We start from the raw sequence: 24,738 nt of genomic DNA on the forward strand, positions 1-24,738 counted from the left end.
GGCGCCGGCGGCGTGGCGAACTTGTCGGGCGGCGGCGTGGCGAACTTCTCAACCGGCGCCGCGTCCCCGGACGGCGGCGGCTTCACCTGGGCCGAGGCCGGTCCGCAGGCGAGGAGAACCGCCCCCAGCAGCGCCGAGCGTCCGAACCGTACCATGCGCGCTTCCCCTCCGCTTGGCGCCGCTGCCGCCGTGGTCCCGGCATAGTGGTGGCATCCGCGCCCCGTCGCCAGTGCGCGCCGCCGCGCGCCGGCCGACCGCACCCTGGCGCGGGGGCCCGGCGCGGCCCATCTCAACGCCATGACCGACCTGCCCGCCAAGCCGGCCGCTTCCGCCGCCGTTTCGGCCTTCCTCCGCAAGGTCGAGACCATGCCCCGGGCACGCCCGGCGAACGGCCGCCGCGGCCGCCTCCTCTTCGCGGTGGACGCCACCGCGTCGCGCCAGCCCACCTGGGACCGCGCCTGCCACCTGCAAGCGGAGATGTTCGCCGCCACGCGCGACCTCGGCGGCCTGGAGGTGCAGCTCGCCTACTACCGCGGCTTCGGCGAGTTCGCCGCCACGCCCTTCCTGTCCGACACCACCGACCTGGCCCGCCGCATGGCCGGCGTGCGGTGCCTGGGCGGGCTGACCCAGATCGGCAAGGTGCTGGAGCACGCCTTGAACGAGACCGCGCGCGAGCGCGTCCACGCCCTGGTGTTCGTGGGCGACGCGGTGGAGGAGCCGGTGGACCCGCTCTGCCACGGCGCCGGGCAGCTCGGCCTGCGCGGCCTGCCGGTGTTCGCCTTCCACGAGGGCGGCGAACGCAAGGCCGGCGAGGCGCTGCGCCAGATCGCGCAGCTCTCCGGCGGCGCCTACGCGCCCTTCGATGCGTCCAGCGCCGCGACGCTGCGCGACCTGTTGCGCGCCGTCGCGGTCTACGCCGCCGGCGGGCGCGACGCGCTGACGCGCTTGCCGGGGGGCACGGCGCGGGCCATCGCCGGGCAGTTGCCCGCGCCGAAGCGGTAGCGCGCCGTGGTCTGGGTCGCGCTCGGCGCCGGCGCGCTCCTGTTCGGGGTGTGGCTGCTGCGCCTCCTGGCGAACGCGCCCGCTTCGGCCATACGGCAAGGGCTGGTCTGGTTCGCGGGGCTGCTGGCGGCGGCGGTCGTGCTGCTGATGCTGTTCACCGGGCGGGCGCCGCAACTGGTCGGGCTGGCCGGGCTGTTGGCGCCCTTCGCCTACCGCTGGTGGCACAACCGGCGCGCGGCGCGGCGCTTCGGCGCCGGTGCGGCGGGGGGCGAGAGCGGCGGCGGCGAGAGCCGGGTGGAAACCACCACGCTGGAGATGCGCCTCGACCACGCCAGCGGCCGGATGAGCGGCCGGGTCCGCGTCGGGCCGCAGGCCGGGCGCGAGTTGGCGGAGCTGTCGCGGACGGAGCTGCTGGCGCTGCTCGCCGCGTGCCGCACCGGCGACCCGGACAGCGTGCCGCTGCTGGAAGCGTGGCTGGACCGCGCCGACCCGCACTGGCGCGAGGACGACGGGCACGGCGGCGGCGCGGAAGGCGCGCGGACGGCCGCGCCCGGCAGCGGCCCGATGACCCGCCAGGAGGCCCTGGCCGTGCTCGGTCTGGCGGAGGGCGCGTCCGAAGCGGAGATCAAGGCCGCCCACCGCCGGTTGATGCGCGCCGCGCACCCGGACAGCGGCGGCAGCGATTGGATGGCGGCGCGGCTCAACGAGGCGCGCGACGTGCTCATGCCCTGACGCCCGTTGGACGCCGGGCCGGCGGGTTGCGGCCGGGGACGGGACGGGAGAGGGTTGGCCCGCGGTCGTCCTGGGCGGGAACACCCAGGGCGCGCATGGCCGGGCCGCAGCCAGGCCGGAACGGGTCTGGCGCCCGGCGGAAACGCCGAAGCCATCGCAGGGGGAATGGCCATGGTCCCACGCCGGGGGTTGCTGGCCGGCGCGTTGCTCGCCGCGCCGGCCGCGTCGAATCAACCGGCCGCCGCCGATGGGCGGCGCGCGGCGCTGCTGGACGGCGTCGCCGGGCTCGAACGGAGGCACGGCGGGCGCCTCGGCGTCGCCGTCCTCGACACGGCAGCGCCGGACGCCTCCGTCGCCGCGCACCGCGGCGACGAGCGCTTCGCCATGACGAGCACGTTCAAATTCGTCGCCGCCGCCTTTGTCCTGGCGCGGGTGGACCGGGTCGAGGAGAGCCTAGATCGTCGGGTTTCCTACGGGCGGGACCAACTCGTCACCTATTCGCCCGTCACCGAGAAGCACGCCGGCGGCGCGGGCGGCATGACAGTCGGCGAGATCTGCGACGCCGCGGTGACGCTCAGCGACAACACCGCCGGGAACCTGCTGCTCGACGGCTTCGGCGGGCCGGCGGGGCTGACCGCCTACATGCGCTCGCTCGGCGACGGCGTTTCGCGGCTCGACCGCCGGGAAACCGAGCTGAACGAGGCCGCGCCCGGCGACCCGCGCGACACCACCACGCCGGCCGCGATGCTCGGCGTCCTGCGCGAAACCGTGCTCGGGGCCGCGCTTTCCCCGCCGTCGCGCGCGCGGCTGGCGGCGTGGCTCGTCGCCAACAAGACGGGGGACAAGCGGCTGCGCGCCGGCGTGCCGGCGGGCTGGACGGTCGGCGACAAGACGGGCACCGGCGAGCGCAACGCCACCAACGACATCGCCGTCATCTGGCCGCCGGGGCGCGCGCCCATCCTGGTGACGGCCTACTACGCCGAAGCGGGGGCCTCCGCCGACGAGCGGAACGCGGTGCTGGCGGAGGTCGGGCGGCTCGCGTCCGCCGTTTGATGGGGAGCCGCGCATGACGCCGGACGAGTTCCGCCGCCTGGGCCACCGCTTGGTCGACTGGATCGCCGACTACCGCGAGAACATCGCCAGCCATCCGGTGATGGCGCAGGTGGCGCCCGGCGAAGTCCGGTCGCGCCTGCCCGCCGACCCGCCGGAGCGGCCGGAGAGCATGGAGGCGGTGCTGGCCGACCTCGACCGAATCGTGATGCCGGGGATCACGCATTGGCAGTCCCCGCGCTTCTTCGGCTACTTCCCGGCCAACGCGCCGCTCGCGGGCGTGCTGGGCGACCTTGTGAGCACCGGGCTCGGCGTGGTCGGCCTGTCGTGGCAGTCCGGCCCGGCCGTCACGGAGGTCGAGGAGGTCACGACCGACTGGGTGCGCCGGATGGTCGGCCTGTCGGGCGCCTGGAGCGGCGTGATCCAGGACACCGCCTCCACCAGCACCCTGGTCGCGCTGGTCTGCGCGCGGGAGCGGGCGACGGGCTACGGCATGGCGCGCGGCGGCTTGCAGGCGGAGCCGAAGCCGCTCGCGGTGTACGCGTGCGCGCACAGCCACAGCTCGGTGGACAAGGCGGCGCTGCTGGCCGGCTTCGGGCGGGAGGCGATCCGCCTCGTGCCGTTCGACCAAGCCTATGCCATGCGCGCCGACGCGCTGGAAGCGATGGTTCGGGAGGACGAGGCGCGGGGCCTGCGCCCCTGCGCCGTCGTCGCCACCACAGGCACCACCGCCACCACGGCGCTCGACCCGGTGGGCGCGATCGCGGAGGTCGCTCGGCGCCGCGGCCTGTGGCTGCACGTGGACGCCGCGATGGCCGGCAGCGCGATGATCCTGCCCGAGTGCCGCTGGATGTGGGACGGGATCGAGGGCGCGGACAGCCTCGTGCTCAACGGCCACAAGTGGCTCGGCGTCCCGTTCGACTGCTCGCTCTACTTCGTGCGCGACCCGGAGCACCTGGTGCGGGTGATGTCCACCAACCCGAGCTTCCTCCAGAGCGCGGTGGACGGCCAGGTGAAGAACCTGCGCGACTGGGGCATCCCGCTCGGCCGCCGGTTCCGGGCGCTCAAGCTGTGGTTCGCCATCCGCGAGCAGGGCGTGGAGGCGCTGCGCGAGCGGCTGCGGCGCGACATGCGGAACGCGCGCTGGCTGGCGGAGCAGGCGGAAGCGGCGCCCGGTTGGCGCGTGCTGGCGCCGGTCCCTCTGCAAACGGTCTGCCTGCGCCACGAACCGCCCGGCCTGGGAGGCGAGGCGCTGGACCGGCACACGCTGGGCTGGGCCGAGCGGGTGAACCGCTCCGGCGCGGCCTACCTCACGCCGGCGGCGCTGGACGGCCGCTGGATGGTGCGCGTGTCCGTCGGCGCGGAGGCGACGGAGCGGGCCGATGTGGCGGCGCTCTGGGGGGTCATGCTCGAAGCGGCGGAGGTCGAGAGCCGGGGTCCGCGCTCGATCGGCTGAGACCCCGGCCCGACGCCGGGTTCCCCGGCAGGCCCGCCGCCCTCCGCCCGGCAGGGCGGCTCAGCGGCCGGCCGCCTTTTCGCGGAGGCGGCGTTCCTGTTCGGCGGCTTGCGGCGTCAGCGCATCGCCGAAATCCGCTGCCTCGAAGACCGGCCGGATTTCGATCTCGCTCGGACCGGGCATCGGGTTCGGGCAGCGCTTCGCCCACTCGACGGCCTCGGCCATGTCCTTGACTTCCCAGAGCCAGAAGCCGGCGACCAGTTCGCGGACCTCGGCGAAGGGACCGTCGACGACGGTGCGGCCGGGGCCGTCGAAGGCCACGCGCTTCCCCTTCGCCGAAGGATGCAGGCCCTCGCCGGCCAGGAGGACGCCGGCGTCGGCCAGTTCCTGGTTGTACTTGCCCATGGCTGCGAGGAGTTCGGTCGAGGGCATGACGCCCGCTTCGCTGTCTTTCGTCGCTTTCACCAGGACCATGACACGCATCGCCTTGTCTCCGATCTGATCAATCGCGGCCGCGCCCTCGACCTCCACCCGCCCCAGGACCGCGGCGGCCGCCGCGCCAACGCCGGCCACGGTGCCCGCTGATCGGAAAGCGCCCTAAGCGGCGGCTGCGACGACCATCCAGGACACGCCGAAGCGGTCGGCGACGACGCCGAAGCGCGGCGAGAAGAAGGTCTTCCCGAGCGGCATCTGCACCTGCCCGCCTTCTGCCAGCGCGGCGAATAGCCGGTCGGCCGTCGCCTCGTCCGGCACCGAGAGCGAGAGCGACACGCCCCCGAACCGCGCCTGCCCCGAGCAGCGGCCGTCGCTGGCCATGAGCGTGGCGTCGCCGACGCGGAACTCGGCGTGCATGACCTTCCCCTCCGCGCCGGGCGGGACCATGCCCGGCGGGAGCGGGTCGGGGCTGTCCTTGAAGCGCATGAGCGCCGTGACCTCGGCGCCGAGCGCCTCCCGGTAGAACCCGAGCGCTTCCTCGGCCCGGCCTTCGAAGAACAGGTAGGGTTGGACCTGCATGGCGTTCCTTCTCTGAATGGGCGGCGTTAGAAATTACATTTAGTAACTATATAGTCAAGAAAAATAACTAAACCGCTCCGACCGAAATCCGCCGCGGTCGGGGCCTTTCCGATGCACCCGCCGCGGGAGCATCTCCAGGGAGGCCAAACCCCGCTCAGGACCCGCCCACCCGCCTTGCTCCGGACCGGCGCCGCATGGCACTCCTGCCGCCAGCGGCGCCGCACCGGCGCCGCATCCATTCGTCACACCGAGTACCCGCCCCCAGGAGGCCCCGTGTCAGCCCTGAAGCCGCTCAAGAAGGCCGTCCTGCCCGTCGCCGGCCTCGGCACCCGCTTCCTCCCCGCCACCAAGGCGCTGGCGAAGGAGATGCTGCCGGTGGTGGACAAGCCCTTGATCCAGTACGCGATCGAGGAGGCCCGGGCGGCGGGCATCGAGCAGTTCTGCCTCATCACCGGCCGCGGCAAGACCTCCATCGTCGAGCACTTCGACGTGGCCTTCGAGCTGGAGCGCACCCTGGAGGAGCGCGGCAAGACCGAGACGCTGGCCGAGCTGCGGGCCATGGCGATGGAGCCCGGCTCCCTGGTCACGGTGCGCCAGCAGGTGCCGATGGGCCTGGGCCACGCCATCTGGTGCGCCCGCGCCTTCATCGGCGACGACCCCTTCGCCATCCTGCTGCCCGACGACCTGATGCTCTGCGACACCCCGGCCACCAAGCAGCTCGCCGACGCCTACCGGGAGACGGGCGGCAACGTGGTGGCGATCGAGGAGGTGCCGCGGGAGCGCGTCAACAAGTACGGCGTGCTGGACGTGGCGGAGGACAAGGGGCGGCTCGTCTCGGTGAAGGGCTTGGTGGAGAAGCCGCCGCCCGAGGAGGCGCCGTCCAACCTGACGATCATCGGCCGCTACGTGCTGATGCCGGAGGTGATCGCCCACCTCGCCCGCATGGAGCGCGGCGCCGGCGGCGAGGTGCAGCTCACGGACGGCATGGCGAGCCTGATCGGCAAGCAGCCCTTCCACGGCCTCCGCTACGAGGGCCGCCGCTTCGACTGCGGCGACAAGGCCGGGTTCCTGGAAGCACAGATCGCCTTCGCGCTGAAGCGGCCCGATATGGCGCCGGCGGTGCGCGAGTTCCTCAAGCGCTACGCCTGACGATCCCGGCGGAGGCTCAGACGTGCGGATAGCCATGCTGGGGGCCGGCTATGTCGGCCTCGTCTCGGGCGCCTGCTTCGCCGAGTTCGGCGTCGAGGTGCGCCTGGTGGACACCGACGCGGCCAAGGTCGCCGGCCTGCGGGAGGGCCGCATCCCGATCTACGAGCCGGGGCTCGACCGGTTGGTGGAGGACAACGCCCGCGAAGGGCGGCTGCGCTTCACCACCGACCTCGCGGAGGCGATGGCGGGCGCGGACGCGGTGTTCCTGTCGGTCGGCACGCCGTCCCGCCGCGGCGACGGCCACGCCGACCTGTCCTACGTCTTCGCCGCCGCCGAGCAGGTGGCGCGCGCCGCGGCCGGGCCGTTGGTGCTGGTGACGAAGTCCACCGTGCCGGTCGGCACCGGCCGGCGCGTGCGCGAGGTGGTGCGGGCGGCGCGGCCGGACCTCCCCATCGAGGTCGCCTCCAATCCGGAATTCCTGCGCGAAGGCAGCGCCATCGGCGACTTCATGCGGCCCGACCGGGTGGTGATCGGCACCGGGGACGGGCCGGGCGGCGAGCGGGCGCTGGCCGTGCTCAAGCGGCTGTACCGGCCGCTCTACCTGATCGAGACGCCGATCGTGGCGACCTCCATCGAGACGGCGGAGCTGACCAAGTACGCCGCCAACGCCTTCCTCGCCATGAAGGTGACGTTCATCAACGAGGTGGCGGACCTGTGCGAGCGGGTCGGCGCCGACGTCCACGACGTGGCGCGCGGCATGGGACTGGACGGGCGGATCGGGCGCAAGTTCCTCCGCGCCGGGCCCGGCTACGGCGGCTCCTGCTTCCCCAAGGACACCCTGGCCCTGGCCCGCACCGCGGCGGACGCCGGCAGCCCGGTGCGGCTCGTCGAGACAACCATCGCCGTGAACGAGGAGCGCAAGGCCGCCATGGCCGAGCGCGTGGTGGCGGCCCTGGGCGGGGACGTGGCCGGCAAGACCGTCGCCGTGCTCGGCCTCACCTTCAAGCCGGAAACGGACGACATGCGCGACGCGCCTTCGCTGTCCGTGCTGCCGCCGCTCGCAGCCGCCGGCGCCAAGCTGCGCGCCTTCGATCCGGCCGGCACGGGCACGGCGCGGCAACTCCTGCCGGCGGGCGTGCACTACGCGGCGAACGCGCTGGACGCCGCCAAGGGAGCCGACGCGCTGGTGCTGCTCACCGAATGGAACGAGTTCCGCGCCCTGTCCTCGGCGCGGCTGCGCGAAGCGATGCGCGGGGACGTGGTGCTCGATTTCCGCAACGTATACGACCCGGAGGCGATGCGCGCCGCGGGATTTCGCTACCATTCCATAGGCCGCCCCTGATACGTCGGCGGTGAAGGTTCCCGAGGACATGCGATGACCGTTTTCAACCACCGCTTCAACCCGACCGTGCTGCGCGAGTACGACATACGCGGCATCGTGGGCGACACCTTGAAGCCCGAGGACGCCTTCGCCATCGGCCGCTGCTTCGGCTCGGTCATCGTGCGCAACGGCGGGTCCAAGGTGGCGGTGGGCTACGACGGCCGCCTGTCCTCCCCCGACATGGAGCCGCAGCTCGTGGCGGGCCTGCGCGCCTGCGGGCTGGAGGTGCTGCGCGTCGGCCTGGTCGCAACGCCCATGCTCTACTACGCGGCCTACGCGCTGGAGGCCGACGGCGCCGCCATGGTGACGGGCAGCCACAACCCGCCCGATTACAACGGCTTCAAGATGATGATCGGCAAGAAGCCGTTCTTCGGCGCCCAGATCCAGGAGATCGGCCGCATGGCCGCCGAGGGCGACGTGGTGCCCGTCTCCACCGAGGGCAGCGACCGGCAGGTGGACATCGCGGAGGACTACGTCGCCCGCGTCCTGCGCGACTACGACGGCGGCGACCGCAAGCTCCGCGTGGTCTGGGACCCGGGCAACGGCTCCGGTTGCGACGTGACCAAGCTGCTGGCGGCCAAGCTGCCGGGCGAGCACTTCGTCATCAACGGCACGGTGGACGGCACCTTCCCCAACCACCACCCGGACCCGACGGTGCCCAAGAACCTCGAACAGCTCATCGAGGAGGTGGCGACGCAGAAGGCCGACCTCGGCATCGCCTTCGACGGCGACGCGGACCGCATCGGCGTGGTGGACGACCAGGGCCACATCCTGTTCGGCGACCAGCTCATGGTGGTTTTGTCGCGCGACGTGCTGAAGAGCAAGCCCGGCGGCACCATCATCGCCGACGTGAAGGCGAGCCAGGTGCTGTTCGACGAGATCGCCAAGGCCGGCGGCGAGCCGCTGATGTGGAAGACCGGCCACTCGCTCATCAAGGCCAAGATGGCGGAGACCGGCTCGCCGCTGGCCGGCGAGATGTCCGGCCACATCTTCTTCGCCGACAAGTGGTACGGCTTCGACGACGCGCCCTACTCGGCCCTGCGCCTGCTCGGCATCGTGGCGCGCATGGACGGGCCGCTCTCCGCCGTGCGGGCGGCGCTGCCGCAGGTCATCAACACGCCCGAACTCCGCTTCGACTGCTCGGAGGACCGCAAGTTCGCCGTCGTGCGCGAGGTCAAGGAACGCCTCGCCGCGGAAGGCGCCACCGTGCAGGACGTGGACGGCGTGCGCGTGCTGACGGACGACGGCTGGTGGCTGCTCCGCGCCTCCAACACCCAGGCGGTGCTGGTGGCCCGTTGCGAGGCCAGCAGCGAGGCCGGGTTGGAGCGGCTGAAGGCGCAGCTCTCCAAGCAGTTGCAGGCGAGCGGCTTGGCGGCGCCGGACTTCTCGGGGGAGAACGCGGGGCACTGAGCGGGTCGGTGCCGCCGGCGACGGCGGCGGCGATGCCCGGGCACCCCCGCCCACCGGCGGGGCACCTGGCGGCGGACGGCGCGGCGCGGCGGCCCGTGACCCGGCGCGGCTGCGGCGCGGCGCTGCTCTCGGGCTCGGCGGCGCTCGCGGCGGCGGCGGGCTGCGCGCACTTCCACGACCTGCCGGACGGCGGCGCCGGCGCCATCGAGGACGATCTCCTGTTCCGGGAAGCCATGGCCAGCGCGCCGGTGCTGCCCGGCAACAAGGTCACGCCCATCTACGGCGGCCGCCGGACGTTCCGGGCGCTGTTCCGCGAGATCGAGGCGGCCCGGGACCACGTGAACCTGGAGTTCTTCATCCTCCAGGACGTCCGCCTCCCCGGCGACACCGGGCCGTCGTTGTTCGACCTGCTGCGCCGGAAGCTCGGCCAAGGGGTCGCGGTCACGATCATCTACGACAGCATCGGCTCCGCCGACACGCCGCGCGCCGCGCTCGACTCCCTGCGCGGGGCCGGGGCCAACCTCCTGTCCTTCAACCCGGCCAACCCCTTCGAGGCGCGCGGCGCCTGGCGGCCCAACGCGCGCGACCACCGCAAGATCGCCATCGCGGACGGCCGCGTCGCGGGCATGGGCGGGGTGAACTTCGACCCCGTATACGAGAACTCTTGCAGCAACATCCCCCCGGACGAGCCGGTCGAGAGCACGGACGACGCCTGCTGGGCCGATGTCGCCATCCGCGTCGAGGGCCCGGCGGTGGCGGCGTTGCAACGGCTCTTCCTCGACACCTGGGGGAAGCAGGGCGGCGGCCCGCTCCCGGACCGCGACTGGTTCCCGCCGACCGGGCAAGCGGGCGGCACCGCCATGCGCGTGTTCGGCAGCGAGCCCGGCGAGGGCAAGCCGCGCTTCCACGTCGCGCGCCTGGCCGCGTTCGCGGACGCGCGCCGCACCATCCGGCTCTGCACCGGCTACTTCGTCCCTACGCTCCGGGAGATCGACGAACTGGCGCGGGCCGCGCGGCGCGGCGTGGAGGTGCACCTGCTCTTGCCGGGCGTGACCGACACGCCGCCGGCCACGCACGCCCAGCGCGCGTCCTACGGGCCGTTGCTGGAGGCCGGGGTCCGGATCTGGGAGGTCAAGGACAGCGTGTTGCACGCCAAGATCGCGGTGGTGGACGGCGCTTGGTCGGCGGTCGGCTCGTCCAACCTCGACCGGCGGAGCGTCGCCTGGAACAACGAGGTGGACGCGGTGCTGCTCGGGCCGGAGTTGGGCGCTTCGCTGGAAACGGCCATGGGGCGCGTGGCGGCCCGCGCGGAGCCGGTGACGCTGGAAGGGTGGCGCCGGCGCGGCGTCGGCCAGCGCTTCAAGGAGTTGCTGGCCTGGCCGTTGACGGACCTGCTCTGACCGCGGCCCGGCGCGGCGCGGTCACGAGCCGCCGACAGGCTCCGCCGAGGCCAACACCGCGCGGACGGTGCCGAACCAGGGGGTCGGGACCTCGATGAGCACCGGCACCGCCGCCCGCCCCGGCAACGGACGCGCCACCCACGCCACCACCGGCGGGCGCTCGGGGCCGTCCCGCTCCTGCGCCGCGTGGCGGCCGGCGACCAAGCGCCCGGAGAAGGCGCAGCGCAGCGCCGGGCCGGCGAAGGCGCCCTTGCCGCGCGGCAACTCGTCCAGGCCCTCGGTCCAGGCGCGGAAGTCGGACCGGCGGCGGCCGTCGTAAACCGGCGCCTCGCCGTCGCAGCGGCCGGTCTGCGCCACCGCGCGGAGCAGCTTCGCCATCGCGGACAGCACGTCCACCGTGTTGCGCTTCAGCGCCTCCGGCACCGGTTCGCGCTCCGGCTCCAGCGGCGGTTCCAGCACGCGGAGCAGCGGGGCGCCGCCGGGGGGCGGGGCGTAGTCGAGATGCAACGCCCGCCGCCCGCCGCGCCACTCGCCTTCCGAACTGTGGCGCCGCGGCAAGGGATCGGGGCCGCGCCAGCTCCCTTCGGTGACGCTCACCTGCTCGCCGCCGCCGGCGAAGGCCGCGCCGACGCCCACCGGCCGCGCCCGCGTTTGCACGCGGTATCGCGGGCCCGAAAGGTCGAACAGCGCCTCCACACGCATCACGTTAAGGCCGCCGGCCCGCACATCGTAGCGCGCCAGAACCGCTTCCGCGCGGGCGGGAAGAGGGGCGAGCGCCAGGGCGGCGACGGAAACGGCGGCGGCGATGGCCGGGCGGGGGGTCATGGCGAAAGGATGGGATCGGCGGCGGAGCGGGGCAACGTCCGGCGGAGCGGATCGCCGCGCGAGCCCCGCGGCGAAGGGCCTGCCGACGGGGGCGGGACCGCGTGCAGCACTCCGTCCACGAGGCTCGGCACCGTCTGCCGAGGCCGGACGGGCGGCCGGTGCGGGAGGCTCGGCCGGCGGTACGCCGAGGCCCGGCGGATGCCCGGGCCTCCCCTTCAAACCCCGCCGCGGCCGCACCGGAGCGGCCCGACCGCCCGCGACCGGCTGGCGGCGGCCGTCGCCGGTCCGCTCGCCGTCCGCCCGGCGGAAGCGACGCGTCGACCTCGGTTGACGGCGCTCGTTCGCCCCGCCCGCGCGGGCCGCGGCCGCCGCCGATCCGGCTTCAGGCCGCGCCGGCGAGGCGCGCGCGCGCTTCCACCGAGATCCGGTGCCGGCGCGATTCGCGCTCCTGCAAGCGGTAGCCGCACAGGATGTCGAGCGCCGTGACGGCGGCGACCATGCCCATGGCGATGTCCACCTCCGTCCGCCGCGGGTTGTCGCGGCGCAGCCCTTCGGCGGCCAGCGCGGCGAGGTCCAACGCGTCGCCGCCGACGCGGGCCCAGAGCAGCGCGGGCGAGCTGGGGCGCGTCAGGATGCCGAGGCCGACCGCGATCTCCCGCAGGCCGAAGAGGCGGAACAAGGGCGTGCGGTGCTCCATGCCGAGCGCCTGGGCCATGCGGCGGCCGGCGAGGAGCTCCGCCGCGCCGAGGGCGACGCTGAACCAGCCGAGGCCGCGGGACAGAGAGATTGCGTTCATGCCGTTCTCCTGGCGAGCGGCGCCGGTGCCGTCGCGTTCGGCTCCGGCAACGCCGGGGCGGCGGGGCGGTTCGGCCCGCCTCAACCCGAGCCGAGCGCCGCCTTCACCATCGGCCCGGCCTTGGCCATGTCGAGCGTGGCGGCGTGGCGGGCGCGCAGCGCGGCCATGACCTTGCCCATGTCCTTGACGCTCGCCGCGCCGGTTTCGGCCACCGCCTCGCGGACCGCTGCGGCCATGGCCGCCTCATCCATTTGTTGCGGCAGGAAACCTTCGATCACGGCGATCTCCGCTTCTTCCTTGGCCGCGAGCTCCGGGCGGTTGCCCTGGCGGTAGAGGTCCGCGCTCTCGCGGCGGCTCTTGGCCATGCCGCGTAGCATGGAGACGATCTGCTCGTCCGGCACCTTGTCCACGCCGGAGGGACGAGCGGCGATGTCCACCTCCTTCAGCTTGGCGATGATCATGCGGACGGCGGAGGTGCGGGGCGCGTCGCCGGCCTTCATGGCGGCCTTCATCTCCTCGGTGAAGCGGCTGCGTAGTTCCATCGGCGGAAACTCCTTTGGGTGCCCGGGCGCATACAGCGCAGCAGGCCGGGACGCACCGGCAGCCGGCCGGACGGGAAATAATTTCCCATCCCATTCCTGTGTCTTGTAGTGGGAAGTATTTTCCGGCAGTCTCGCGGCCATGCCGACCGTTGAAGACGTGGTGCGCCTCCTGGGCGGGCCGGAGGCGGCCGCGGCCCGATGCGGCGTGGGGACCGAGGCCATCCGCAAGTGGCGCCAGGCCCACGCCATCCCGTCGCGCCATTGGCCGGCGGTGATCGCCGCCACCGGGCTTTCCTTGTCCGACATGCCGGGCGCGGCCACCCTCGCCCGCCCCGCCGCCGCCCCGCCCCCTTCCGCAGTGGAGACGCCGACCATGACCGACCCGAAGGACGACGTGCCCGAGGGCGCGACCGCGGTTCTGGTGCTGGGGGACGGGTCGGTGTTCTGGGGGCGCGGCTTCGGGGCGCGGCGGACCACGGTGGGCGAGGTCTGCTTCAACACCGGCATGACCGGCTACCAAGAGACGCTCACCGACCCTTCCTACGCCGCCCAGATCATCACCTTCACCTTCCCGCACATCGGCAACGTGGGCGCCAACCCGGAGGACATGGAGGCGGCCTCGCCCGCCGCCCTCGGGTTGGTGGTGAAGCAGGACGTGACGGAGCCGGCGAACTGGCGGGCGACGCGCCACCTCGACGACTGGCTGAAGAGCCACGACGTGCCGGGCATCGCCGGCGTGGACACGCGGGCGCTGACGCAGGCTATCCGCGACGGCGGGCCGCCCAACGGCGTGCTGTGCCACCCGGCGGACGGGCGGTTCGACCTCGCCACGCTGCGGAAGCAGGCGCGCGCGTGGCCGGGGCTGGAGGGGATGGACCTCGCGCGCGAGGTCTCCTGCCGGCAGTCCTATCGCTGGGACGAGACCACCTGGGCCTGGGGACGGGGCTTCGGCAAGCAGGAGGCGCCGCGCCGCCGCGTGGTGGCGGTGGACTACGGGGCCAAGCGCAACATCCTCCGCTCGCTGGCCGAGACCGGCATGGAGGTGACGGTGGTGCCGGCGACGGCCACCGCCGAGGAGATCCTGCGCCACGGGCCGGACGGCGTGTTCCTGTCCAACGGGCCGGGCGACCCGGCGGCGACGGGCGAGTACGCGGTGCCGGCCATTCGGGGCGTGCTCGACAAGGGCGTGCCGGTGTTCGGCATCTGCCTCGGCCACCAGCTCCTGGCGCTGGCCCTGGGCGCCAAGACCTACAAGCTGAAGATGGGCCACCGGGGCGCAAACCAGCCGGTGAAGGACCTCGCCACCGGGCGGGTCGAGATCACCAGCCAGAACCACGGCTTCGCGGTGGACGACAAGAGCCTGCCGGACGGCGTGGAGGTGACGCACGTGTCGCTGTTCGACGGCTCCAACGAGGGCATCCGCGCCACCGACCGGCCGGCCTTTTCCGTGCAGTACCACCCGGAGGCGTCGCCTGGGCCGTCCGACAGCGCGCACCTGTTCCACCGATTCGCCGACCTGATCGAGCGGGAGAAGGCCCAATGAGCGGCGGCATGTTCGACCTGTCGGGCCGGGTGGCGCTTGTCACCGGCGGCAACGGCGGCATCGGGCTCGGGCTGGCGCGCGGCCTCGCGCGGTGCGGGGCGGCGGTGATGGTGGCCGGGCGCGACGCGGCGAAGAACGCGGCGGCGGTGCAGGAGCTTTCGGCGCTGGGCGCCAAGGCGGATTCGGTGGTGGCCGACATCACGGACGAGGCGGCGGTCGGCGCCATGGTGGACGCGACGGCGACGCGCCTCGGCGGGCTCGACATCCTGGTGAACAACGCCGGCACCAACATCCGCCGCCGGCCGGAGGAGCAGCGGCTGGAGGACTGGCGCACCGTCATCGACACCAACCTGACCTCCGCCATGCTGGCGAGCCGCGCGGCGCACCCGCACCTGAAGCGCGGCGGGCGCGGGCGGGTGATCAACAACGGGTCCATGCTGTCGATCTTCGGCCTGCCCTTCCACATCGCCTACGCGGCGTCCAAGGGCGGGGTGGTGCAGTTCACCAAGTCCCTCGCCACCGCCTGGGCGGCGGACGGCATCACGGTGAACGCGATCCTGCCGGGATGGATCGACACCGACCTGACGCGCAAGGCGCGCACCGACATGGGCGGGCTGAACGAGAACGTGCTCGCGCGCACGCCCGCGAAGCGCTGGGGCGACCCGAGCGATTTCGAGGGCATCGCCGCCTTCCTGGCGAGCGACGCTTCGGCCTTCATCACCGGCACGGCGATACCCGTGGACGGCGGCTTCTCGGTGCAAGGTTAGGACCCCTCCCCCATGCCCAAGCGCACCGACATCAAGAGCATCCTCATTATCGGCGCCGGCCCGATCGTCATCGGCCAGGCCTGCGAGTTCGACTACTCCGGCGCGCAGGCGTGCAAGGCGCTGCGGGCGGAGGGCTACCGGGTGATCCTGGTGAACTCCAACCCCGCCACCATCATGACCGACCCGGACCTGGCGGACGCCACCTACGTCGAGCCGATCACGCCGGAGATGGTGGAGAAGGTCATCGCCAAGGAGCGGCCGGACGCGGTGCTGCCGACCATGGGCGGGCAGACGGCGCTCAATACCGCGATGAAGCTGGACGCGGCGGGCGTGCTGGAGAAGTACGGCTGCGAGCTGATCGGCGCCAAGGCGGAGGTGATCGACAAGGCCGAGGACCGGCTGAAATTCCGCGACGCCATGGCGAAGATCGGCATCGAGAGCCCGCGCAGCGGCATCGCGCACAGCATGGCGGAAGCGCGCGCCGTGTTGGACCAAGTGAAGCTGCCCTGCGTGATCCGCCCGTCCTTCACCCTCGGCGGCACCGGCGGCGGCATCGCCTACAACCGCGAGGAGTTCGAGCAGATCGTGGCGGCGGGCCTCGACGCCTCCATGACCAACGAGGTGCTGGTCGAGGAGAGCGTGCTGGGCTGGAAGGAATTCGAGATGGAGGTGGTCCGCGACCGCGCGGACAACTGCATCATCGTCTGCTCCATCGAGAACCTGGACGCCATGGGCGTCCACACCGGCGACAGCGTGACGGTGGCGCCGGCGCTGACGCTGACCGACCGCGAGTACCAGCGGATGCGCGACGCCTCCATCGCCTGCCTGCGCGAAATCGGCGTGGACACCGGCGGGTCGAACGTGCAGTTCGGCATCAACCCGGCCGACGGGCGGATGGTGGTGATCGAGATGAACCCGCGCGTGTCGCGCTCCTCGGCGCTGGCGTCGAAGGCCACGGGCTTCCCGATCGCCAAGGTCGCGGCGAAGCTCGCGGTGGGCTACACGCTGGATGAGCTGGCGAACGACATCACGGAGGTCACGCCCGCCTCCTTCGAGCCCACCATCGACTACGTGGTGGTGAAGATCCCGCGCTTCACCTTCGAGAAGTTCCCCGGCACACCAGCGACGCTGACCACCTCCATGAAGTCGGTGGGTGAGGCGATGGCGATCGGCCGCTCCTTCGCCGAGGCCTTGCAGAAGGGGCTGCGGAGCATGGAAACGGGGCTGTCCGGGCTGGACGAGGTGGCGGCGCCCGGCGACGGCAGCGCCGAAGCCTTCCACGCCTCGCTCGCCACGCCGCGGCCCGACCGCGTTTTGATGGCGGCGCAGGCCATGCGCGCCGGTGTGGGCCTCGACGAGATCCACGAGGCTTGCAAGTTCGATCCTTGGTTCCTGCGCGAGATCGAGGGCGTTGTGCGGGCGGAGGACGGGGTGCGCAGGAGCGGGCTGCCGCAGTCCGCCGCCGCGATGCGCGGCCTGAAAGCGCTGGGCTTCTCCGACAAGCGGCTGGCGCAACTCGCCGGCGTGGACGAGGCGGCGGTGCCGGCGCTGCGGGAGCGGCTCGGCGTGCGCCCGGTCTACAAGCGCATCGACACCTGCGCCGCGGAGTTCCGCTCCGACACCTCCTACATGTACTCGACCTACGAGGGCGGCTTCGGCCAGCCGGCCTGCGAGGCGCGGCCGACGGACCGGCGCAAGGTGGTGATCCTCGGCGGCGGGCCGAACCGCATCGGCCAGGGCATCGAGTTCGACTACTGCTGCGTCCACGCCGCCTACGCGCTGCGGGACGCCGGGTTCGAGACCGTCATGGTCAACTGCAACCCGGAGACGGTCTCCACCGACTACGACACCTCCGACCGCCTGTACTTCGAGCCGCTGACGGGCGAGGACGTGATCGCGCTGGTCCGCAAGGAGCAGGAGCGCGGCGAAGTGCTGGGCTGCATCGTGCAGTACGGCGGGCAGACGCCGTTGAAGCTGAGCCAGGCGCTGTCGCGGGCCGGCATCCCCATCCTCGGCACCAGCGCGGAGGCGATCGACATCGCCGAGGACCGCGAGCGCTTCCAAGGCCTGCTGCGGAAGCTCGGCCTGAAGCAGCCGCGCAACGGCACCGCGCGCACCCTTGAGGAAGCGGCCGAAGAGGCGGAGCGCATCGGCTACCCCGTGGTGGTGCGGCCCTCCTACGTGCTGGGCGGCCGGGCGATGGAGATCGCCCACAACCGCGAGCAGCTCATGCGCTTCGGCAAGGAGGCGGTGCGCGTTTCCGGCGACAACCCTATCCTGATCGACCAGTACCTCGCCGACGCCATCGAAGTGGACGTGGACTGCGTCGCCGACGCCACAGGCGAGGTCTACGTGGCCGGCGTCATGGAGCACATCGAGGAGGCGGGCATCCACTCCGGCGACAGCGCCTGCTCCCTGCCGCCCTACACGCTCTCGCCCGCTGTGGTGAACGAGTTGAAGGACGAGACGGCGGCGATGGCGCGCGCGCTCAAGGTGCGCGGGCTGATGAACGTGCAGTACGCGGTGAAGGACGGCGGTATCTTCGTGCTGGAGGTGAACCCCCGCGCCTCCCGCACCGTGCCCTTCGTCGCCAAGGCGACGGGCGTGCCGGTGGCCAAGATCGGCGCGCGCGTCATGGCCGGGGCGCGCTTGTCGGAGTTCGACCTGGACGACTACGCGGTGAGCGGGCACGTCGCGGTGAAGGAGGCGGTGTTCCCCTTCAACCGCTTCCCCAACGTGGACGTCATCCTCGGGCCCGAAATGAAGTCCACGGGCGAGGTGATGGGCCTCGACCACTCCTTCGAGCGGGCCTTCGCCAAGTCGCAGCTCGGCGCCGGCGTGAAGCTGCCGATGGGCGGCACGGCCTTCATCTCCGTGCGCGACGCCGACAAGGGGGCCGCGGTCACGCTCGCGCGGCGGTTGACGGAAATGGGCTTTTCCGTGATGGCCACGCGCGGCACGGCGGCGCGGCTGCGCGAGGCGGGGCTGGCCTGCGCGGTGGTGAACAAGGTGCTGGAAGGCCGGCCGCACTGCGTGGACGCCATCAAGTCCGGCGAGATCCAGCTGGTGATCAACACCACCAGCGGTGTGCAATCCGTGTCGGACAGCTTCGACATCCGCCGCTCGGCCCTGACCGGCGGCGTGCCGCACTACACCACCACGGCCGGCGCCCGCGCCGCGGTCCATGCGATCGGGGCCATGCGGGCCGGGACCCTTGATGTGGCACCCCTCCAGTCGTACTTTAGCCCTTCGTTTTGACGGCGGCGAGGGTGGCGCTGAGCTGCCCTCACCGCTTTTCGTGTTTGTCCCGGCGCCGGCCTTCCCGGCGGCGGGCGAAGACCAGTGTGGCGCAAGGAAGAACTCGCCGTGCAGAAATTCCCCATGACCGCGGAAGGTCTGGCGAAGCTCGAGGAGGAGCTGAAGCACCTCAAAGGAGAGGAGCGCCCGGCCGTCATCCGCGCGATCTCGGAGGCGCGCGCGCACGGCGACCTGTCGGAGAACGCCGAGTACCACGCCGCGCGCGAGCGGCAGTCCTTCATCGAGGGCCGCATCGCCGAGCTGGAAACGGTGATCCCGTCCGTGGAGGTCATCGACGTCGCCAAGCTGTCCGGCGACCAGGTGAAATTCGGCGCCCGCGTCACGATCGTCGACGAGGAGTCGGATGAGGAGAAAACCTACCGCATCGTCGGCGCGCACGAGGCCGACATGAAGGCGGGGTCGATCTCGCTCTCCTCGCCGCTGGCCAAGGCGCTGATCGGCAAGAAGGTCGGCGACAGCGTGGAAGTCCCGGCGCCCGGCGGCGCCCGCGCCTACGAGATCACCGACGTCCGGTTCCGCTGACGCGCCCGCCATGGCGGCGGTGCTCGGCCTGGCCGAGGTGCGCGCCGCGGCGGAGCGCATCCGCGGCGCCGTCCTGCGCACGCCGACCGTCCCGTCCGACGCAGTGTCGCGCGCGGCGGGCTGCCGCGTCTTCCTGAAGCTCGACACGCTCCAGGCCACCGGAGCGTTCAAGGAGCGGGGCGCGGCCAACCGCATCGCCCTCCTGCCCCCCGGCGTCGCGGGCGTGGTCGCCATGTCGGCCGGCAACCACGCGCAGGCGGTGGCGCGGCACGCGGCGCTGGCCGGCATCCCAGCCGTCATCGTCATGCCGCGCTTCACCCCGGCGACCAAGGTGGTCCGCACGGAGGGCTGGGGCGCCCGCGTGGTGCTGCACGGCGAGACGCTGGCCGAGGCGGCGGAGCACGCGCACGAACTGGCGCGGCGCGACGGCCTCGCCTTCGTCCATCCCTACGACGACCCGGCGGTGATCGCAGGCCAGGGCACGCTGGCGCTGGAGATGCTGGAGGACCGGCCGGAACTCGACGCGCTGGTGCTGCCGGTGGGCGGCGGCGGCCTCTTGGCCGGCTGCGCCGCCGCGGCGCGTAGCCTCAAGCCGGGGATGCCGATCTTCGGCGCCGAGGTCGAATTCTACCCGGCCATGGCGCAGCGGCTGGCCGGGCAGCCGGTGTCGGTGGGCGGGCCGACCATCGCCGAGGGCATCGCCGTGCGCGATGTGGGCGAGGTGCCGCTCGCCATGATCCGCGAGTTCGGCATCGAGGTGCTGGTGGTGCCGGAGCGCGCGGTGGAGCGGGCCATCGCCCTGTTGGTGGAGGGCGCGCGCGTGGTGGCGGAGGGCGCGGGCGCGACGGGCCTCGCGGCCATCCTGGCCTTCCCGGAGCGCTTCGCCGGCAAGGCGGTCGGCACCGCGGTGTGCGGCGGCAACATCGACTCGCGCATCCTCGCCAACGTGCTGCTGCGCAACCTGCTGCGCGACGGGCGCATCCTGCGGCTCCACCTCGACATCCCGGACCGGCCCGGCGTGCTGGCCGACATCGCCACGCGCGTCGCGGCGGCGGGAGGCAACGTCATCGAGGTGCTGCACCAGCGCCTCTTCGCCGCGCCCTCCGTGCAGAGCGCGGAGCTGGAGCTGATGGTGGAGGTGCGCGACGCCCCGCAGGGCGAGGCTTTGGTAGCTGCTCTGGAAACGGGCGGCTACGTGGTGCGGCGGGGCTGACCCGGGGGCCCCAGGCCCGGAAGGAGATCCGGCATGAAGGTGTTCGTCACGGGTGCGGCCGGGTACATCGGCGGTTCGGTGGCCGCCCGGCTGGCGGAAGCCGGGCACGCGGTGCGCGGGCTGGTGCGGAGCCCGGAGAAGGCGGAGGCCGTGCGGGCTTTCGGCATCGAGCCGGTGCCCGGCGACCTGGACGACCGCGACCTCCTGGCGGCGGAGGCGAGGCGGGCCGACGGCGTGGTCAACGCCGCCAGCAGCGACCACCGCGGCGCCGTGGAAGCGCTGGTCGAAGCGCTCGCGGGCTCGGGCAAGCCGCTGCTGCACACCTCCGGGTCCAGCATCGTCGGCGACGACGCCCGCGGCGAGTTCTCGGACAAGGTGTTCGAGGAGGACACGCCCGTCGCGCCCACCGGCGGCCGGGCCGCGCGCGTCGCCATCGACCGGTTCGTGGTGGGCGCGGCGGAGCGCGGCGTGCGGTCCGCGGTGCTGTGCAACACCCTGATCTACGGCCGCGGCCTCGGCCCGCACCAGGACAGCATCCAGGTGCCGGCCCTGGTGCAACAGGCGAAGAAGAGCGGCGTGCCCCGGCACGTCGGGCGCGGCCTTAATGTCTGGTCCACCGTCCACATCGAGGACGTGGCGGACCTGTACCGGCTCGTCCTGGAAAACCCGGAGGCGCGCGGCTTCATGTTCGTGGAGAACGGCGAGGCGTCGTTCCGCGACATCGTGGCCGCGATCGGCCGCAGGCTGGGCTTGGGCGAGCCGCAGCCCTGGCCGATCGAGGACGCGATCCGGGAATGGGGCCCCGACCGCGCAACCTACGCCCTCGGCTCGAACAGCCGCGTGCGGGGCCGCCGCGCCCGCGCGCTGGGCTGGGCGCCGCGCCACAGCTCGGTGTTGGAGTGGATAGCGCGCGAGATGCCGGTCGGTTAATCGCCCGGCACCGGCACCCCAGGCTCTTCCTTCGCCGTGCGGATGGTCTGCAGCGTCTGCACCCGCGCCACCGGGCTAGCGGCGGTGAGGCGCCGCGTCAGCGCGTTCTCGTGCGCCGTGTCCCGCGCCACCAGCCGCAGCAGGAAGTCGCCGCCGCCGCGAATCATGTGGCATTCCCGCACCTCGGGCCATTCCGTGACCAGCCGCTCGAATTCCGAGAGCACGGCCTCCTTCTGGCTTTCCAGGCCGACCAGGGCGAAGAAGGTGACCTCCCAACCGAGCGCCGCCGGGTCCAGCGCGGCGTGGTAGCCGCGGATCACGCCGGCCTCCTCCAGCCGGCGGACGCGGCGCAGGCAAGGGGGCGCCGACAGGCCGACCCGGCGCGCCAGTTCCACGTTCGTCATGCGCCCGTCGGCCTGCAACTCCGCCAGGAGCCGCAGGTCCACGTCGTCGAGCGAGGGGTCTTGCTCCTCCGCCATCCGTCCCTTCGTCGCCCGATTCGTTGCCCGGGCCGCGTCCGGCGCGCACTATCGTTGCGGGATTCGGCGGTCGCAAGCCTTTGGCTTGTGGCGCCGGCCCCAACCGCCGATATCAACGCGGTCTGTTATCGTCGCCGCCATCCGGGGAACAGCAGCCAGTGCCCGCCACCCACCGCACGCGCCTCCTGATCATCGGCGCCGGCCCCGCCGGCTACACAGCGGCGATCTACGCCGCGCGCGCGGGATTGAAGCCGATCGTGGTGGCCGGCCTCCAACCGGGCGGGCAGCTCACCATCACCACCGATGTGGAGAACTACCCGGGCTTCGCCGAGGCGATCCAAGGCCCCTGGCTGATGGACCAGTTCCGCGCCCAGGCGGGCCATGTCGGCGCCGCCATCGCGGAGGACGTGGTCACGGCCGTGGACCTTTCGGCGCGGCCGTTCCGGGCGACCGGCGATTCCGGGGACGTTTACCTCGGCGATTCGGTGGTGATCGCCACCGGCGCGCAGGCGCGTTGGCTCGGCATCCCGGGCGAAAAGGAGCTGTCCGGCTTCGGCGTCTCCGCCTGCGCCACCTGCGACGGCTTCTTCTTCCGCGGCAGGAACGTCGCCGTGGTCGGCGGCGGCAACACCGCGGTGGAGGAGGCGCTGTACCTGTCCGGCCTAGCCGCCCAGGTGACCGTGATCCACCGCCGCGACCGCTTCCGGGCGGAGCGCATCCTCCAGCAGCGCCTGCTGGCCAAGAACAACGTCCGCGTGCTGTGGAACACGGTGGCGGAGGAGGTGCTGGGCGGCACGGTGGGCAAGGCGCGCGCCGTCCGCGCGCTCGCGCTCCGCGACGTGGCGACGGGCGAGCGGACGGAAGCGCCCTTCGACGGCGTCTTCGTCGCCATCGGCCACGACCCGGCGACGGCGCTGTTCCGCGGCCAGGTCGGGATGGACGACGACGGCTACATTCGCACCGAACCCGGCACCACCCGCACCAGCGTCGAGGGCGTTTTCGCCGCCGGCGACGTGCAGGACCGCATCTACCGGCAGGCCGTCACCGCCGCCGGCACCGGCTGCATGGCGGCGCTGGACGCCGAGAAGTGGCTCGCCCACATGCCGGCCGACGCGCCCGCGGTCGAGGCCTGGACCTAGGCGGGACCATGCCGCTCGATTGGGACAAGCTGCGCGTGTTCCACGCGGTGGCCGAGGCCGGCAGCTTCACCCACGCGGGCGAGACGCTGAACCTCAGCCAGTCCGCCGTTTCACGCCAGATCCAGGCCCTGGAGGAGTCGCTGCGCGTGCCGCTGTTCCACCGGCACGCCCGCGGCCTGATCCTGACCGAGCCGGGCGAGACGCTGAACCGCACCGTCCGGGAGGTCTTCGCCAAGCTGGCGATGACCGAGGCGCTGCTGACCGAGAGCCGCGAGCGCCCGGCGGGGCGGCTCAAGGTCACGAGCACCGCCGGCTTCGGCAACGTGTGGTTGGCCCCCCGCCTCCACCGCTTCCTGCGCCTCTACGCCGAGGTGTCGGTGGTGCTGCTGCTGGACGACAGCGACCTCGACCTCGCCATGCGGGAGGCGGACGTGGCCATCCGGATGCACCCGCCCCGGCAGCCCGACCTGATCCAGCGGCACCTCGCGACCTTCGGCTGGCGGGTCTTCGGCGCGCCGTCTTACCTCAAGGCGGCCGGCATCCCGCAGCGGGTGGAGGACCTGGACGCGCACCGCATCATCTGCTGGGGGGACCACAACCCGCCCAACGACCAGATCAACTGGCTGGTCGAGGCGGGCCGCCGCCCGGGCGCGCCGCGCCGCGCCGCGGTGGAGATTAACAGCCAGACCGGCATCCTGCGGGCGGTGCGGAGCGGCCTCGGGCTGGCGGCCCTGCCGGAGTACATGGGCCCCGAGTTGGACGGGCTCCTGCGGGTGCTGCCGGAGGTGAAAAGCCCCCGGTTGGATGCCTACTTCGTGTATCCGGAGGAGTTGCGGCATTCGAAGCGCGTGGCGGTGTTCCGCGACTTCGTCGTGGCGGAACTCGCGGCGGGCGCCGCCGGCTAGCATGCATGGCGCGCATGGCGGACCGGAGATTTCACCAAACCCACCCCGCCCGTGCGGGGCTAAATTGCAACCATCCAACGACGAGTTGGACGGGGTCTTCCGGGGCCACGCTCCGGACCCCCTCGTCTCCCAGACGTGAAGCCTCCCTGTTGACTTGGCCGCCGACCCGAACACGGGTCGGCGGCTTTTTCTTGTCCGGGCCCCGGCGGACGGTGGCGGCGTCGGCGGTGCTGCTCGCGGCCCTGGCCGCCACCCCGGCGTGCGCCCCCGTGGTCAGGCCCGCGGGCGTGCCGACGGTGCAGGCGGCGCTCGCCAAGGACGCGCTGGTGATGGCGGACGGCGCCAGGCTGCCGTTGCGCGCTTGGCTGCCGGAGGGGGGCGAGCCGCCGCGCGCCGTCGTGCTCGGCCTGCACGGGTTCGGCGACCATTCCGGCAACGCCTTCGACTTGCCGGCGCCGCTGCTGAACGCCAAGGGCGTCGCGCTCTACGCCTACGACCAGCGTGGCTTCGGCGCCGCGCCCCACCGCGGTTATTGGGCCGGCGCGGAGACGCTCGTGTCGGACGCCGTGGCCGCGGCGCGGCTGGTGCGGGCGCGGCACCCCGGCGCGCCGCTCTACATGATGGGCGAGAGCATGGGCGTGGCGGTGCTGCTGGCCGCGGCCGCCTCGCCGGAGCCGCCGCCGGTGGACGGCTACGTGCTGCTGGCGCCGGCGGTGCGCGGCCGGGCAAGCATGGGCGCCTTCGCGGGCCGCCTGTTGAACACCATGTCATGGCTGATCCCGGCGGTGGCCTTCTACGGGTCGTCGCCCGGCTTCACGCCCACCGACAACGAGGAGGCGATGGAGCGCTGGTCGCGCGACCCGCTCACCCTCAAGCAGTTCCGCGTGGACATGGTGCGCGGCCTGGTGGACCTGATGGACGAGGCGACGGCGGCCGCGCCGCGCTTCCGCGCGCCGGCGCTGATCCTCTACGGCGCCAAGGACAAGCTGGTGGCGGGCGCGCCGGTGCGCCGGATGGTGCGGGCGCTGCCCGGGGACGCCCCGCACCGGATCGCCTACTATGCTGAGGGCCACCACCTGCTGCTGCGCGACACCAACCGCGCGGCGGTGGCCGAGGACATCGCGGCTTGGCTGCAACGGCCGGACGCGCCCTTGCCGTCCGGCGC

23 protein-coding genes are annotated in these 24,738 nt (G+C 73.0%); 17 read left to right on the top strand and 6 right to left on the bottom strand.

From position 1 onward, the window contains the following. The first annotated feature begins 297 nt into the window (after nt 1-297). The 4 genes from ABD067_RS17375 (at nt 298) to ABD067_RS17390 (ending at nt 4,240) form a co-directional block, all read left to right on the top strand. Entirely contained in the window at nt 298-1,002 is a 705-nt protein-coding gene (locus ABD067_RS17375; RefSeq protein WP_343896625.1) for a vWA domain-containing protein, read from the top strand. A 6-nt stretch (nt 1,003-1,008) separates the two neighbouring features. Beyond that, nucleotides 1,009-1,734 carry a J domain-containing protein gene (locus tag ABD067_RS17380; protein ID WP_343896626.1) on the top strand — a complete coding sequence of 242 codons (726 nt, stop codon included), beginning with the start codon at nt 1,009-1,011 and terminating at the stop codon, nt 1,732-1,734. A gap of 171 nt (nt 1,735-1,905) precedes the next feature. After that, the gene (gene bla, locus ABD067_RS17385; protein ID WP_343896627.1) at nt 1,906-2,787 is read left to right on the top strand and encodes a class A beta-lactamase; all 882 of its coding nucleotides are present in this window, start codon (nt 1,906-1,908) and stop codon (nt 2,785-2,787) included. A gap of 13 nt (nt 2,788-2,800) precedes the next feature. Then, nucleotides 2,801-4,240: a pyridoxal phosphate-dependent decarboxylase family protein gene (locus tag ABD067_RS17390; RefSeq protein ID WP_343896628.1), complete on the top strand. Its 1,440-nt coding sequence runs from the start codon at nt 2,801-2,803 to the stop codon at nt 4,238-4,240. Between the two features lie 60 nt (nt 4,241-4,300). Here the strand turns inward: ABD067_RS17390 and ABD067_RS17395 are convergent, their stop codons facing one another. Both ABD067_RS17395 and ABD067_RS17400 read right to left on the bottom strand, forming a co-directional pair. Continuing rightward, nucleotides 4,301-4,813: a YciI family protein gene (locus tag ABD067_RS17395; protein ID WP_343896629.1), complete on the bottom strand. Its 513-nt coding sequence runs from the start codon at nt 4,811-4,813 to the stop codon at nt 4,301-4,303. Nucleotides 4,814-4,837: 24 nt separating this feature from the next. After that, on the bottom strand, nt 4,838-5,254 hold the full coding sequence (locus tag ABD067_RS17400; RefSeq protein ID WP_343896630.1) for a VOC family protein: 417 nt from the start codon (nt 5,252-5,254) through the stop codon (nt 4,838-4,840). 273 nt (nt 5,255-5,527) lie between these two features. On the opposite strand from ABD067_RS17400, the gene galU reads away from it, so the two are divergent. Genes galU through ABD067_RS17420 form a run of 4 tightly spaced genes read left to right on the top strand, consistent with a single transcriptional unit; the run spans nt 5,528 to nt 10,594 of the window. Beyond that, a complete protein-coding gene (gene galU / locus ABD067_RS17405) occupies nt 5,528-6,403 on the top strand; it encodes a UTP--glucose-1-phosphate uridylyltransferase GalU (RefSeq protein ID WP_343896631.1) in 876 nt (291 codons plus the stop codon). Nucleotides 6,404-6,425: 22 nt separating this feature from the next. Next, nucleotides 6,426-7,745 (top strand): UDP-glucose dehydrogenase family protein, encoded by a 1,320-nt coding sequence (locus ABD067_RS17410; RefSeq protein ID WP_343896632.1) that lies wholly within the window; start codon nt 6,426-6,428, stop codon nt 7,743-7,745. 33 nt (nt 7,746-7,778) lie between these two features. Then, nucleotides 7,779-9,194 carry a phosphoglucomutase/phosphomannomutase PgmG gene (gene pgmG, locus ABD067_RS17415; protein ID WP_343896633.1) on the top strand — a complete coding sequence of 472 codons (1,416 nt, stop codon included), beginning with the start codon at nt 7,779-7,781 and terminating at the stop codon, nt 9,192-9,194. 32 nt (nt 9,195-9,226) lie between these two features. Then, a complete protein-coding gene (locus ABD067_RS17420) occupies nt 9,227-10,594 on the top strand; it encodes a phospholipase D-like domain-containing protein (RefSeq protein WP_343896634.1) in 1,368 nt (455 codons plus the stop codon). A 21-nt stretch (nt 10,595-10,615) separates the two neighbouring features. Here the strand turns inward: ABD067_RS17420 and ABD067_RS17425 are convergent, their stop codons facing one another. From ABD067_RS17425 to ABD067_RS17435, 3 genes are all read right to left on the bottom strand, one after another. Continuing rightward, the gene (locus tag ABD067_RS17425; RefSeq protein WP_343896635.1) at nt 10,616-11,419 is read right to left on the bottom strand and encodes a DUF3108 domain-containing protein; all 804 of its coding nucleotides are present in this window, start codon (nt 11,417-11,419) and stop codon (nt 10,616-10,618) included. Between the two features lie 382 nt (nt 11,420-11,801). Then, a complete protein-coding gene (locus ABD067_RS17430) occupies nt 11,802-12,215 on the bottom strand; it encodes a hypothetical protein (RefSeq protein ID WP_343896636.1) in 414 nt (137 codons plus the stop codon). 80 nt (nt 12,216-12,295) lie between these two features. Further along, nucleotides 12,296-12,757: a GatB/YqeY domain-containing protein gene (locus tag ABD067_RS17435; RefSeq protein WP_343896637.1), complete on the bottom strand. Its 462-nt coding sequence runs from the start codon at nt 12,755-12,757 to the stop codon at nt 12,296-12,298. A gap of 139 nt (nt 12,758-12,896) precedes the next feature. Between ABD067_RS17435 and carA the strand changes: the two genes are divergently transcribed. The 6 genes from carA (at nt 12,897) to ABD067_RS17465 (ending at nt 21,050) form a co-directional block, all read left to right on the top strand. Next, complete coding sequence (gene carA, locus ABD067_RS17440) at nt 12,897-14,300, top strand: glutamine-hydrolyzing carbamoyl-phosphate synthase small subunit (protein WP_343896638.1); 1,404 nt, start codon at nt 12,897-12,899, stop codon at nt 14,298-14,300. Continuing rightward, complete coding sequence (locus tag ABD067_RS17445) at nt 14,297-15,067, top strand: SDR family NAD(P)-dependent oxidoreductase (protein ID WP_343896639.1); 771 nt, start codon at nt 14,297-14,299, stop codon at nt 15,065-15,067. The genes carA and ABD067_RS17445 overlap by 4 nt, the downstream gene beginning before the upstream one ends. A gap of 12 nt (nt 15,068-15,079) precedes the next feature. Beyond that, on the top strand, nt 15,080-18,325 hold the full coding sequence (carB, locus tag ABD067_RS17450; protein ID WP_343896640.1) for a carbamoyl-phosphate synthase large subunit: 3,246 nt from the start codon (nt 15,080-15,082) through the stop codon (nt 18,323-18,325). A 108-nt stretch (nt 18,326-18,433) separates the two neighbouring features. After that, nucleotides 18,434-18,907, top strand: coding sequence for a transcription elongation factor GreA (gene greA, locus ABD067_RS17455; RefSeq protein WP_343896641.1), 474 nt, complete (start codon nt 18,434-18,436; stop codon nt 18,905-18,907). A gap of 19 nt (nt 18,908-18,926) precedes the next feature. Beyond that, nucleotides 18,927-20,120 carry a threonine ammonia-lyase gene (locus ABD067_RS17460; protein WP_343896745.1) on the top strand — a complete coding sequence of 398 codons (1,194 nt, stop codon included), beginning with the start codon at nt 18,927-18,929 and terminating at the stop codon, nt 20,118-20,120. Between the two features lie 33 nt (nt 20,121-20,153). Next, complete coding sequence (locus tag ABD067_RS17465; RefSeq protein ID WP_343896642.1) at nt 20,154-21,050, top strand: NAD-dependent epimerase/dehydratase family protein; 897 nt, start codon at nt 20,154-20,156, stop codon at nt 21,048-21,050. Here ABD067_RS17465 and ABD067_RS17470 read toward each other — a convergent pair. Then, entirely contained in the window at nt 21,047-21,529 is a 483-nt protein-coding gene (locus tag ABD067_RS17470; RefSeq protein WP_343896644.1) for an Lrp/AsnC family transcriptional regulator, read from the bottom strand. The two genes, ABD067_RS17465 and ABD067_RS17470, sit on opposite strands and share 4 nt — an antisense overlap. 158 nt (nt 21,530-21,687) lie before the next feature. On the opposite strand from ABD067_RS17470, the gene trxB reads away from it, so the two are divergent. The 3 genes from trxB to ABD067_RS17485 all read left to right on the top strand — a co-directional run. Then, nucleotides 21,688-22,668, top strand: coding sequence for a thioredoxin-disulfide reductase (trxB, locus tag ABD067_RS17475; RefSeq protein WP_343896645.1), 981 nt, complete (start codon nt 21,688-21,690; stop codon nt 22,666-22,668). Nucleotides 22,669-22,676: 8 nt separating this feature from the next. Further along, nucleotides 22,677-23,573: a LysR family transcriptional regulator gene (locus ABD067_RS17480; RefSeq protein ID WP_343896646.1), complete on the top strand. Its 897-nt coding sequence runs from the start codon at nt 22,677-22,679 to the stop codon at nt 23,571-23,573. Nucleotides 23,574-23,764: 191 nt separating this feature from the next. Further along, nucleotides 23,765-24,738, top strand: a 974-nt coding sequence (locus ABD067_RS17485) for an alpha/beta fold hydrolase (RefSeq protein ID WP_343896647.1), incomplete at its 3' end; no start/stop codon positions are given.

Source organism: Craurococcus roseus (genome assembly GCF_039523795.1).
GTDB lineage: Bacteria > Pseudomonadota > Alphaproteobacteria > Acetobacterales > Acetobacteraceae > Craurococcus > Craurococcus roseus.

What these genes read in the sequence shown, in the direction of transcription:
- ABD067_RS17465 (WP_343896642.1), top strand. Translation starts at nt 20,154, where the DNA reads ATGAAGGTGTTCGTCACGGGTGCGGCCGGGTACATCGGCGGTTCGGTG.
- ABD067_RS17390 (WP_343896628.1), top strand. Translation starts at nt 2,801, where the DNA reads ATGACGCCGGACGAGTTCCGCCGCCTGGGCCACCGCTTGGTCGACTGG.
- ABD067_RS17420 (WP_343896634.1), top strand. Translation starts at nt 9,227, where the DNA reads ATGCCCGGGCACCCCCGCCCACCGGCGGGGCACCTGGCGGCGGACGGC.
- ABD067_RS17480 (WP_343896646.1), top strand. Translation starts at nt 22,677, where the DNA reads ATGCCGCTCGATTGGGACAAGCTGCGCGTGTTCCACGCGGTGGCCGAG.
- pgmG (WP_343896633.1), top strand. Translation starts at nt 7,779, where the DNA reads ATGACCGTTTTCAACCACCGCTTCAACCCGACCGTGCTGCGCGAGTAC.
- ABD067_RS17425 (WP_343896635.1), bottom strand. Translation starts at nt 11,419, where the DNA reads ATGACCCCCCGCCCGGCCATCGCCGCCGCCGTTTCCGTCGCCGCCCTG.
- ABD067_RS17435 (WP_343896637.1), bottom strand. Translation starts at nt 12,757, where the DNA reads ATGGAACTACGCAGCCGCTTCACCGAGGAGATGAAGGCCGCCATGAAG.
- ABD067_RS17400 (WP_343896630.1), bottom strand. Translation starts at nt 5,254, where the DNA reads ATGCAGGTCCAACCCTACCTGTTCTTCGAAGGCCGGGCCGAGGAAGCG.
- carA (WP_343896638.1), top strand. Translation starts at nt 12,897, where the DNA reads ATGCCGACCGTTGAAGACGTGGTGCGCCTCCTGGGCGGGCCGGAGGCG.
- ABD067_RS17430 (WP_343896636.1), bottom strand. Translation starts at nt 12,215, where the DNA reads ATGAACGCAATCTCTCTGTCCCGCGGCCTCGGCTGGTTCAGCGTCGCC.
- ABD067_RS17375 (WP_343896625.1), top strand. Translation starts at nt 298, where the DNA reads ATGACCGACCTGCCCGCCAAGCCGGCCGCTTCCGCCGCCGTTTCGGCC.
- ABD067_RS17470 (WP_343896644.1), bottom strand. Translation starts at nt 21,529, where the DNA reads ATGGCGGAGGAGCAAGACCCCTCGCTCGACGACGTGGACCTGCGGCTC.
- carB (WP_343896640.1), top strand. Translation starts at nt 15,080, where the DNA reads ATGCCCAAGCGCACCGACATCAAGAGCATCCTCATTATCGGCGCCGGC.
- ABD067_RS17445 (WP_343896639.1), top strand. Translation starts at nt 14,297, where the DNA reads ATGAGCGGCGGCATGTTCGACCTGTCGGGCCGGGTGGCGCTTGTCACC.
- bla (WP_343896627.1), top strand. Translation starts at nt 1,906, where the DNA reads ATGGTCCCACGCCGGGGGTTGCTGGCCGGCGCGTTGCTCGCCGCGCCG.